Genomic DNA, 10,965 nt, shown 5'->3' on the forward strand with positions numbered 1-10,965 from the left:
AAGCCTGTGAACAGCTCCGGCGGACGTACACCGCAGTTGATGGCGTGGGCGGACCACGTTGACGCGCCGAAGGCCGTCCGGGGCGCGTCGACCGGCTTCACGATCCTCGTGCTCGGTGGTTTGTCGGCGCCCGTGGCCGCGGCGCTCATCCCGGTTGCCGGCCGGTACTGGCTTCCCCTGGTGGCGGTGATCGCGTTCGTGGTCGCAGCTTGCCGTGGTGGGGAAGCCCGTTCTCCGTGGTTGCACGGCCTGGTGGCGGCGACGTCGGCGTACCTGCTGGTGCTGCCGCTCGTCCTCCTCGGTGGTGGAGCGTCCCTCGGCCAGGTGCTGCTCACGCTCGCGACAGCGGTCCTCGTCGGTGCCGCGACCGGCTTCGTCAGCGGGCTTCGCGTCGCGAGGCGAGCTGCCGCGCGTGAAGTAGACCCCCAAATGGGGGTCCCCGGCACCCCCATCCCGGCGTGTTCGCCGCGCCACCCGTACGCACGTGCACTGGGTCGCGTTGTACCGGGTGAACCGTCCACATGCGCACGAAGGAGTCGCCGGTGAGCTCGCCATCGAGTGCCGTACCCGTCACCGGGACGAAGCGGTGGCCGCGCGCCCGCCGGGCAGCCGACCTGGTTGCCGCGCCGCTCGCGGATGCCGGTGAGATCGTCCGCTTCGGCGGGCAGGTGATCTGGTCCGCGGTCCGCCACCCCGTCGGCTACTGGGGCGAGGTGCGCGCCCAGGTCTTCGACGCCCTGCGGTTGTGCTGGTTTCCGCTGATCATCTCGAGCACCGCCTTCGGGCTGGGTGTCGTCGGCATCCAGGCCGGGAACCTGCTCGCCTTGCTGGGTGTGCCGGAACGCCTCGGTTCCCTCATGGTGGTCGGGAGCGTCCGCGAATTCGGCCCGTGGATCGACGCGATGATCGTCGCCGGCGTGGTCGGCACCGCGATGACCGCCGACCTAGGCGCGCGGCGCACCCGTGAAGAGATCGACGCCATGGAAGTCCTGGGCGTCGACCCGATCCGGACGCTGATCGTGCCGCGGGTGGTCGCAATGGTGATCGTCACCGCGCTGATGGACATGGTCTCGCTGGCGTGCGGCGTCGTCGGCGGTTACATCGGTGCCGTGCCTTTCCACGGCGCCGACGCGACGTCGTTCTTCTCGTTGTTCTTCGCGAACTCGACGACGACCGACATCTGGGCCACCGTGGCGAAGACCGCCCTGTTCGGCTTGATCATCGGCATCGTCTGCAGTTTCAAGGGCTACCGCGCGGCCGGCGGACCGGTCGGAGTCGGCCGCGCGGTGAACCAGGGCGTGGTCATCGCCTTCGCCTCGACCTGGATCTTCAATGCCGTGTTCACCGCGATCCTGCTCGGGCTCAACCCCGACATGCAGGCGTTCAAGTGAGGGCGTGAAATGACCACACTGTCGCCCCGCCCCGGCGGGAAGAAGCCGAGTTCGCCGAAGTCGCCGCGAAACGACGACGTCCAGGTCTCCCTGTCCACCGTGACCGGCAAGGTCAAGCAGGGTGTGACGACCGGTGGTGACATCCTCAAGTTCTCCGGGCGGACCGTGCGCTCGTTCGGGGACCTGCGGCACTACGTCCCGGAAATCCTGCACCAGGCAGGGATCCTGATCCTGTCCAGCGGGCTCATCATCTGGATGATGCAGTTCGTCATCGGGTACGAGTGCGGCCTCGAAGGAAAATACGTCCTCGACCAGATCGGCGCTCCGCTGTATTCCGGGGTGTTCAACGCCTGGTGTCTCCTGCGCGAGATGTCGCCCTACATGTACGGCTACATCTTCGCGGCGAAGGTCGGGTGCGGGCTGGTCGCCGAGATCGGCTCGATGCGCATCTCCGACGAGATCGACGCCCTGGAGGTCATGGGCGTCAAGTCTCGCAGCTACCTCGTCGGCACCCGGATCATCGCCGCCTGGATCGCGATCCCGTTCCTGTTCATCGTCGGGCTGGGGATCTCCTACATCGGCGGTTACCTCGTCACCGTCCAGTTCCTCGGCGGCGTCTCGCCAGGTGGCTACTCGTTCATCTTCTGGCTCTTCCAGAACCCACTGGACCTCCTGTTCGCACTCGTCAAGGTCATGCTCATGGCGACCGCGATCATCTTCGTGGGGTGCTACTACGGCTACAACGCGGGAGGCGGACCGGTCGGGGTCGGCCGCAACACCGCCAGATCGATGATGCTCAACATGGTCCTGGTCCACGTGATCGCGTTCCTGGCGACCCAGCTGCTCTGGGGCACCAACCTCAACGCCCCGATCGGCAACTGAGCGGATTTCCGCAGCATCAACGAAGGAGGACGGCGTGTCGGAACACCCGATGCGGTTGAAGAACCGGGCCGATGACGGCCGGCTGGCGGGAACGCTCACCGACGAGCAGACGACATTCCCGATGCGGGTGCGGAACCTCCGCAAGTCGTTCGGGGACTTCCAAGTCATGAAGGACATCTCCCTCGACTTCGCCGACAACGCGATCACCACCGTGCTCGGCCCGTCGGGCACCGGCAAGAGCGTGCTGATCAAGCATCTCGTCGGCCTGCTCGCTCCTGACGACGGCGAGGTGCTGGTCTTCGGCCGCAACATCTGGCAGATCAGCGAAAGCGAGCGGTACGAGATTCGCAAGAACTTCGGGGTCCTGTTCCAGGACGGTGCGCTGTTCGGGTCGATGAACCTGTACGACAACATCGCGTTCCCGCTGCGCAAGCACACGGACAAGTCCGAAGACGAGATCGAGGACATCGTCATGGCCCGGGCCAAGGAGGTCGGGCTGGAGGCGTCGATCGGCAAGTCGCCGTCGGAGATCTCCGGCGGCATGCGCAAACGCGCGGGCTTCGCCCGGGCGCTGGTGCTGAACCCGAAGATCGTGTTGTTCGACGAGCCCGACTCCGGCCTCGACCCGGTGCGCACGAGCCTGCTGTGCGACCTGATCCTCGACATGCACCGCGAGCACGGCGGGGCGTACCTGGTCGTCACCCACGACATCCGCAGCGCGAAGAAGGTCAGCGACTACGTCGGCATGATCTGGCGGGGCGAGGTCGTCCACTACAGCGAGGCCGAAGCGGCCTTCGCCAGCGACGATCCCTTCGTTCGCCAGTTCCTCGCGGGCGAGTCGGCCGGGCCACTGGGAATGGACTGATACCCGTGCTGAGAGGACTCATTTTCGGAGCCGTGGTCGTCGCGGCCGCGGCCGCCACCGCGTTCGCCACCGTGTCCACAACGGACTACAAAGTCAGCGTCGTGCTCGCGTCGGCGACCAACCTGCACGAAGGCGGCAGCGTCCAGGTTCGCGGCTTCGACGCCGGCACCGTCGAGTCGATCACCCCGGTCGACGGCCAGGCGAAGATCGTCATGGACCTGGACTCGGATCACGCCCCACTGCACGACGGCGCGGTGGTGACGGTGCGGTGGAGGTCCCTTGTGGGCGAACGGCACCTGACGATCACCGACGGCGCGCCCGGCAACGCCGAGATTCCGAGCGGCGGGATGCTCAAGGGCAACATGCCGCAGCCGATGGAGCTCGACCAGGTGCTCGCCGCGCTCGACGCGCCGACCCGGGAGTCGCTGAAGTCGCTCGTGAACAACCTCGACCAGACGGTCGGCGGGCACGAGCAGGACCTGAACAAGACGGTCAAGACCGCCGGGCCCGCCCTGCAGGCGCTCGGCGAGGTCCTCAAAGGACTCGGGACGGACGGCCCGGCGATCTCCGGTTTGGTGAGCCAGGTCGAGCAGATGGTGTCGACGCTGTCGGCGCACGACTCCGACGTCACGAACATCATCGATCAGCTGTCGAAGTTCAGCTCGGACGCCGTCGGCCAGCGCCAAGCGCTGAAGGACGCGCTCGCCAAGCTGCCCGGCACGCTCGACGCCGCGAACAAGACGCTCGGCGATGTTCCGGCCGCGGCTGCGAAAGCCAATCCGCTGCTCGACGACCTGAAGCCGGCCACGGAGAAGCTGCCGCAGGTCGCGGCGAACCTCAAGCCGGTGCTGACGGATCTGCGCCCGCTCGTCGCCCAGTTGCGTCCGACGCTGTCCGCGGCCGGGCAGCTGCTGCAGAACACCCCCGGTCTGCTCGACCGTGCGCATGCGGTCCTTCCCGGAGCCACGTCACTGGTCTCGGATCTCGGCCCGGCCGTCGACTTCCTCCGTCCGTACACACCGGAACTCGCGGGCTTGCTCGCCAACTGGAGCTCGGCCATGGCGAACTACGGCGGAGTCGGTCACTACGCCCGGGTGCAGGCGGAAGTCGGTGCCAGCAGCGTCAACATCAATCCCGGCATTCCGGTGCCCGGCTTCGGCGTCGACCAGAAGCCGGTACCCGGCTCGCTGGTCAATCAGCCGTGGACCGATGCCACCGGCGGAGGTGTCAAATGAACGCGCGTCCCCGGCACCGGTCGGTGCCCGGCCGTCGGCGGCCGCCGGTCGTCAGGCTCGCCGTCGTCGTCCTCGCCGTCGTCCTCGGTACGTCGGGCTGGGTCAGCATCGCCAAGGAGGCGGACCCGGACGGGCGCGTCGTCGTCGCCGAGTTCGCCAGCGCCAGCCCGCTGCTGGAAGGCAGCGACATCAAGGTGCACGGCGTCAAGGTCGGCACCATCTCCGCGATCCAGCTCGGCGCGGACAACCACGCCATGGTCTCGATGAAACTGGACGGCGCCGCTTTCCCGCTGCACCAGGACGCCACGGCGAAGATCCGCGCGGTCAGCCTGCTCGGCGAGCGCTACGTCGACCTCGATCGCGGCTCGGCGACGGTACCGGAGCTGCCGCGCGGCGCCCGGCTGCCGGTCGCGCAGACCGCGCAGAACACCGACCTCGACCAGGTGCTGTCCACGATCGACGAACCGACCGGGAACTCCCTCGCCGAGCTCATCGGCGCGCTGGGCGACGGCTTGGACGGCAACGGCCACAACGCCGACGCCGTCATCAAGGCACTCGGTCCGGCCATGCAGGACACCGACGGACTGGCCAAGGTGCTGCGTGGCCAGAACGATCTGCTCAACAGCCTGGTCACCAAGCTCGAGCCGGTCACCTCGGCGCTGGCCGCCGACAACGGGAAGACACTCGACCAGCTCGTCGACTCGGCCACCACGCTCAGCTCGGCCACCGCCAGCCGGCAGGCAGAGCTGGAGAAGACCCTGACCGCCTTGCCGGGCACGCTGAGCGACGCACGCGCGGTGCTCGGCGACCTCGCGGGCACAGCGCGGCAGACGACGCCGACGCTGCAGGCCCTCCGCCCGGTGACCGACAACCTCACCGCGATCAGCGGCGAGCTCGAGAAGTTCAGCGACGCGGCCGACCCGGCTCTCGCCAGCGCCGAACCGGTGCTGGACAAGGCCAAAGCCCTCCTCGACGCCGCGCGGCCGGTGACCGACCAGCTCCGGCAGGCCTCGCCCGGCATCAAGTCGGCGTCGGCCAGCTTGGAACCGATCGTCTCGAAGCTGACCGGCAACTTCGGGAACGTCCTGAACTTCCTGCGGTACTGGGCGTTGACGACCAACGGCTACGACGGCATCTCCCACTACTTCCGGGCGCACGTCACCTTCGACGCCAGCATCGCCGCCGGCAACTTGCTCGGCGCGGGCATTCCGCCGCTCAACCAGCCGCCTCCCGAGCAGGGGCAGGCACAACCGCAGAAGCCCGGGCCGCTGCCTCAAGGAGGCGCCGCGGGTGTGCTCGACGAAATCCTCGGCCTCCAAGGTGGGACGCCCACCGGCCTGCTCGCACCGCCGGGCGCGAGGGACGGCAGCGCCACCGGGCTGAACCAGCAACAGGAATCCGACGTACTCAGTTTCCTCCTGGGAGGCGGGCGATGAAGCTCGGACGCAAGCGTCCCCGGCCGGTCCTGATCGGCGGTCTCGTGGTGGTGCTCTTCGCGGCCGCTGTCTGGTTCGCCGTCAGCGCGCAACACGGTCTCCCGGGCAGCACCGCGACCACTGTGAAGGCGGCGTTCGCCGACGTCGGGTCGCTGCGCGTCGGTGACGAGGTGCGCATCGCGAGCGTCCGGGTCGGCCAGGTCGGCCGGATCGACCTCGTGAATGGGCAGGCGATTGCCGAACTCGACCTGAGTGGCGTGGACAAGGTCTACCGCAACGCCTCGGCGGCGGCCGCGGCCGTCGGCGCGAGGTCGGCGCTGGGGCTCAAGTACGTCGACCTCAAGCCCGGGACTCCCGACGCCGGGGAGATCCAGCCGGACCAGGTCATCCCGGCGGCCAAGACGACAGGCGCCCAGGACATCACCGACCTGCTGACCGTCCTCGACCAGCCCACCCGCGACGCGCTCGGCTCGACGCTGCGCGAGACCGGTGGCGGTCTGGCCGGTCACGGGGACGAACTCGGCGACGCTCTGAAGAACCTGCCCACCGAGCTGCCCGACCTCGGAACCGTGGCCAAGGCGCTCTCCGCCGACGGAGGCGCCGACACCACGCGTCTGCTGACCGCCTTGGACAAGTTCGCCGGGCGCTTCACCGGACGGCAGCAAGAGCTCACCACGTTGGTGGACAACCTGGACTCCACGCTGCGAGCCGCCGGGGTCGACCAGGCGAAGCCGCTCGCCGACTCCATCCGGAAAGCGCCGGACACACTGTCCGACGTCCGCGGTGCCCTGCAAGCCGTGAAGCAGCCGCTTGCGGACACGCGGTCGGCCATGACCAGCCTCCGACCGGGCGCGCAGGCACTCGGCGCGGCGACCCCGGACGTCCGCGGTGTGCTGCGGGAAGGCGTGTCCCCGCTCCAGAAGGTGCCCGGCGTCGCCGACCAGGCCAAGCCGGCCGTCGACGGCCTCACCGGGGTCATGACCGACGCGCAGCCGCTCGCACCGAGGCTGACCAGGACAGTCAACCTGGCAGCCGACCCGCTGGGCACTCTCGCGAACTATTCGACCGACATCGCGGACTTCTTCAGCTACGTCACCCGCGCGCTGAGCGACGGTGACGACGCCGGCCACTCGGCGCGGTTCTTCGTCATGCCGGGGACGGAAATGCTGACCGGTCTGATCCCGGGGCTCAAGGATCCGCTTACGCAGCGGGATCCGTACGCACCGCCGGGCCAGGCGATCAACGAAAACCGGGCACCGCTCGCCGGAACCGGACAGTGAGGGGCAGGACATGCGTTTGCGCGGCAAGCCGATGAGCCCGCTGAAGCTGGGCACGGCGCTGATCGTCGCCACGGTGGTGGCGGGAGTCCTGATCTTCGCGAAGGACCGCATCTCGATCGCGCTCAGCCCGACGTCGACGGTGAAGGTCCACCTGGCCGAGAACTACGGGATCACGCCGTACGCGACCCAGGTGAAGGTCGCCGGCATCAAGGTCGGCGACATCACCGCCGTGTCCCAGGAAGCCGGGGGTGTCGTCGTCACGGTGGAAGCCGATCCGGACCTGCCGGGCAAGCTGCGCAGCGCGCCCTCCGCGCGCGTGCGGCCCACGACCCTGCTCGGAGGCAACTACTTCCTCGACCTCGTGCCCGGTGGGACACCGGGGGAGTTCCGCGGTGACATCCCGAAGGAACGCACGACGGTCCCGGTCGAGATGGACAAGATCACCCGGACCCTGCAGCCGAACACGCTTGCGTCGCTCCAGCACGACCTCCGGAGCATGTCCGGGGTGCTGTCCGGGGACTCGAAGGACGAACTGCAGAACCTGCTCGCCGACGCGCCGGACACGCTCGAGCCGGCGAGTGGCGTGCTTCAAGCCGCGCGGGGCACGAACCCGGCTTCAGACCTCCCCAACCTGGTCGGCGGGCTGGAGAGCACGGCGCAGGTCCTCACCCAACAACAGGGACAGCTCGCCTCGACGATCGCGAACCTGAGCACGACCAGTTCGGTGCTGGGGGAGCGTTCTCGGGACGTGAGCCGGACCTTGGCGGGCCTGCCGGCGACGCTCGACTCGGCGAACACCGGGCTCAATCGCTTGGACACCTCGCTGAACAAGCTGAGGGACACGGCGGACCCGGTTCGCCCGGTTGCGCGGCAGCTGAACGAGACGATCGACCACCTCGACCCGGCGCTGGCCAAGGCTCGTCCGCTCGTCGGCAACTTGAACACGGTGCTGAACGACGCTCGCCCGCTTGTCGAGGATCTGAACCCGACGGCCACGCAGGCCGGCGCCGTCCTCGACGACGTGCGGGGCCCCGTGCTCGACCGGCTCAACGGGCCGATCAAGAACACCGTTCTCTCGCCCTATCACGGCACCGGCCACTATCAGAACAGCGGCTCAGACACGCCGTTCTACCAGGAGCTCGCCTACATGATCACCGGCATGGACCGGCTCGCCCAGGTCACCGACGCCAACGGCGCCACGATCGGGTTCGGCATCGGCGCGAGCGCCGGCTCGCTCGGCGGCTTGCCGATCAGCCTGGAGCAGCTCCTCGGGCACCTCACCGGCATCGGGCAGAAGGAGGATCGATGACGCCCCGGAAACCCGTTCGCGGGAGGCTGCGCCGCACGTGGCAGCGGATCAGGACCGAGCCTCAGCTCGGCCGCAACGTCTCGCTGCTGACCGCGTTGCTCGTCCTGGCCGCGGTCGCCGGTGGGATCGTCCTGTCGAACCAGGGATCCGGCCTGACCAGCTGGCCCTGGACCGACCGGTTCGTGTTCCACGCCGAGTTCGACGAAGCCCAGGGCGTCGCGGCCGGACAGGGACAGGAGGTCCGGATCGCCGGCGTCCCGGTCGGCGCGATCCAGGCCGCCCAGGTCGGCAAGGACGGCAAGGCCGATCTCGAGCTCGGCATCGACCGCGGCTACACCATCTACGACAACGCCGTTCTCGTCCTGCGGCCCAAGAGCCCGCTCAACGAGATGTACGTCGAGATCCAGCCCGGTGGCCCACCCGGTCACGCGGTCACCGAGGGGCAGACGCTGCCCTCGGGCAACACGCGGAGCCCGGTCACCATCGACCGCGTCACGCAGCACCTCGACGACAACACCCGGGCGGCTCTCGGCGCCCTGGTGAACGAGGCCGACGTCGCACTCGCCAACGCGCCCGAAAACCTGCCCGGCGGCCTGTCTTCGACGGATGCCGTGGTCAAGAACCTGCAGCCCGTCGTCACCGAGCTGAACGGACGCCGCGAGTCCCTCGCCAAGCTGGTCACCTCGCTGTCGGCCATCTCGCAGAGCATCGGCGGAAACGACCAGCGGCTGACCACGCTGGCGAACTCGCTGCAACAGACGCTGCAGGCCCTCGGGGACCAGCACACTCCGCTGAACTCGTCCTTGCAGCAGCTGCCGGACTTCTCCAAGCAGCTCAAGGACGCGACCGACGCCGTCCAGGAGCTCACGACCCGGCTCGACCCGACGCTGGACGACCTTCGCGGCGCGGCGGGCTCGTTGCCCGGCGCGCTGGCCAAGCTCAGCGACACCGCCGATCACATCGGTTCGGTGGCGGACAAGGCGAACCCGGTCGTGACAGCCGCCGGACCGGTCGTGAAGGACCTGCGCCCGGTGGTCGCGGACGTGAACCAGGCATTGCCGCACCTCAAGCAGGTCAGCGCGCGGCTGAGCCCGGTGACCGCGGCTCTCGTGCCGTACCTGTCCGACCTGCAGGCGTTCGTCTACAACACCGCTTCGGCGACCAGCGTCGTCGACGGCGACGGCGGGATGCTCCGGGGCATCGGCCAGGTCGGCCCGGACACCATTCCCCTTCTCAATTCCCTCGGCCGACCGGCGAAGTGAGCGGCGATGATCATCAGGCGTTCCCTAGTCCCGAAGCTGCAGCTCGTCGTCGTGCTGGCGTTCGCGTTGGCCTGTGCGCTGTTCTTCAGCTACCTCTGGACCGGTTCCGGCGGCCGGATCCCGCTCATCAGCAGTGACGGCTACCGGGCCTCGGTCACCTTGCCCCAGGTCTCGAACCTGGTGAAGAACTCCGACGTGATGGCCGCCGGCGTGCGCATCGGCGAGGTGGCCGACATCCACCTCGACGGCAACCAGGCGGCCGTGACGATGCAGCTCGACTCCGGACCGCGGCCGCTGCACGAGGGCGCCACGGTGACCGTGCGGTACAAGACGTTGCTCGAGGAGACCTTCCTCGAGGTCACGGACGGCAAGGGGCCGGCGCTGCCCGACGGGACGCAGCTCCCGCCGTCCGCGGCGAAGCCGGCTGTCGAGCTGAACGACGTGCTCAACAGCCTCGACCAGCCGACCCGTGAGGCGCTCGCCAGCTCGGTGCGTTCGCTGGGCGCGGCCACGCAGGACGGCCGGCAAAGCATCTCGGCGGCGCTCACCGGGCTCGGCGAGACCGCGCGTCAGGGCAAGAGCGCGTTGAGCGCACTGGCCGCGCAGTCCGACGACCTGCGCAAGCTGACCGGGGACGCGGCGACTCTGGTGGCCGCCCTCGACAGCCGGCAGGGGCAGATCGAGCAGCTCGTCGACCAGGCCGGGCAGCTCACCTCGGTCACCGCGGGAAGCAGCGAGGACCTCGAAAAGGTCATGCGGAAGCTGCCGGGCCTGCTCGACACCGCCCGGACGGCGAGTGCCGGGCTGACCAGCCTGTCCCAGTCGCTGGGGCCGGTCGCGGCGAACCTGAAGAAGGCGTCGCCGGACGTGGCGGCCGCGCTCGAACAGCTGCCCCAGACCGCGGCCGACCTGCGCGGGTTGCTCCCGTCGCTGAACGGGGTCTTGGACTCGGCGCCGGACACGCTCGCCCGGGTTCCCACCGTGTCCGACGACGCGCGCGCGTTGATCCCGCCGGTCGACGTCGCCCTCCGGGACGTCAACCCGATGCTCGCCTACCTCGGGCCGTACGACCGCGAGATCACCGGGTTCTTCGTCAACTTCGGGCAGGCGCTCAACACGCAGAACGGCGTGCTCAAGGTCATGTTGCTGGCCAACGACAAGAGCCTGCGCGGGCTGCCGATCACCGGCACGTTGCCGCTGTTCGACCGCAACAACCCGTACCCGGGCGCCGGTTCGCTCAACAACCCGGCGCCGTTCTCCGGCCAGTACCCGCGGGTGCAGCAAGAAGGGAAGTAGGTGAGGCGG

The 10,965-nt window shown here is 69.0% G+C and carries 10 protein-coding genes; all 10 read left to right on the plus strand.

All coding sequences use genetic code 11. From position 1 onward, the window contains the following. A partial coding sequence (locus tag H5411_RS37935; protein WP_220818037.1) for a hypothetical protein occupies window positions 1-546 on the plus strand: 546 nt, incomplete at its 5' end. Continuing rightward, a complete protein-coding gene (locus H5411_RS37940) occupies window positions 543-1,391 on the plus strand; it encodes an MlaE family ABC transporter permease (RefSeq protein ID WP_312878693.1) in 849 nt (282 codons plus the stop codon). The genes H5411_RS37935 and H5411_RS37940, both read left to right, overlap by 4 nt. Window positions 1,392-1,400: 9 nt before the next feature. Further along, on the plus strand, window positions 1,401-2,273 hold the full coding sequence (locus H5411_RS37945) for an ABC transporter permease (RefSeq protein WP_183126573.1): 873 nt from the start codon (window positions 1,401-1,403) through the stop codon (window positions 2,271-2,273). A 49-nt stretch (window positions 2,274-2,322) separates the two neighbouring features. Then, entirely contained in the window at window positions 2,323-3,138 is an 816-nt protein-coding gene (locus H5411_RS37950) for an ABC transporter ATP-binding protein (protein WP_183126603.1), read from the plus strand. Window positions 3,139-3,143: 5 nt separating this feature from the next. Then, window positions 3,144-4,373 carry an MlaD family protein gene (locus tag H5411_RS37955; protein ID WP_312878694.1) on the plus strand — a complete coding sequence of 410 codons (1,230 nt, stop codon included), beginning with the start codon at window positions 3,144-3,146 and terminating at the stop codon, window positions 4,371-4,373. Continuing rightward, window positions 4,370-5,809: an MlaD family protein gene (locus H5411_RS37960; RefSeq protein ID WP_183126574.1), complete on the plus strand. Its 1,440-nt coding sequence runs from the start codon at window positions 4,370-4,372 to the stop codon at window positions 5,807-5,809. The genes H5411_RS37955 and H5411_RS37960 overlap by 4 nt, the downstream gene beginning before the upstream one ends. Next, the gene (locus H5411_RS37965; RefSeq protein ID WP_183126575.1) at window positions 5,806-7,089 is read left to right on the plus strand and encodes an MlaD family protein; all 1,284 of its coding nucleotides are present in this window, start codon (window positions 5,806-5,808) and stop codon (window positions 7,087-7,089) included. The genes H5411_RS37960 and H5411_RS37965 overlap by 4 nt, the downstream gene beginning before the upstream one ends. A gap of 10 nt (window positions 7,090-7,099) precedes the next feature. Beyond that, the gene (locus H5411_RS37970) at window positions 7,100-8,398 is read left to right on the plus strand and encodes an MlaD family protein (RefSeq protein WP_183126576.1); all 1,299 of its coding nucleotides are present in this window, start codon (window positions 7,100-7,102) and stop codon (window positions 8,396-8,398) included. Then, window positions 8,395-9,660, plus strand: coding sequence for an MlaD family protein (locus H5411_RS37975; protein ID WP_183126577.1), 1,266 nt, complete (start codon window positions 8,395-8,397; stop codon window positions 9,658-9,660). The genes H5411_RS37970 and H5411_RS37975 overlap by 4 nt, the downstream gene beginning before the upstream one ends. Before the next feature lie 6 nt (window positions 9,661-9,666). Beyond that, entirely contained in the window at window positions 9,667-10,956 is a 1,290-nt protein-coding gene (locus H5411_RS37980) for an MlaD family protein (protein WP_183126578.1), read from the plus strand. Window positions 10,957-10,965: the final 9 nt, after the last annotated feature.

Origin of the sequence: Amycolatopsis echigonensis (assembly GCF_014174495.1) — a bacterium.
Classification (GTDB): Bacteria; Actinomycetota; Actinomycetes; order Mycobacteriales; family Pseudonocardiaceae; genus Amycolatopsis; species Amycolatopsis echigonensis.

Coding starts and splice junctions, on each gene's coding strand:
- H5411_RS37945 (WP_183126573.1), top strand. CDS start 1,401: ATGACCACACTGTCGCCCCGCCCCGGCGGGAAGAAGCCGAGTTCGCCG.
- H5411_RS37950 (WP_183126603.1), top strand. CDS start 2,323: ATGCGGTTGAAGAACCGGGCCGATGACGGCCGGCTGGCGGGAACGCTC.
- H5411_RS37960 (WP_183126574.1), top strand. CDS start 4,370: ATGAACGCGCGTCCCCGGCACCGGTCGGTGCCCGGCCGTCGGCGGCCG.
- H5411_RS37965 (WP_183126575.1), top strand. CDS start 5,806: ATGAAGCTCGGACGCAAGCGTCCCCGGCCGGTCCTGATCGGCGGTCTC.
- H5411_RS37970 (WP_183126576.1), top strand. CDS start 7,100: ATGCGTTTGCGCGGCAAGCCGATGAGCCCGCTGAAGCTGGGCACGGCG.
- H5411_RS37975 (WP_183126577.1), top strand. CDS start 8,395: ATGACGCCCCGGAAACCCGTTCGCGGGAGGCTGCGCCGCACGTGGCAG.
- H5411_RS37980 (WP_183126578.1), top strand. CDS start 9,667: ATGATCATCAGGCGTTCCCTAGTCCCGAAGCTGCAGCTCGTCGTCGTG.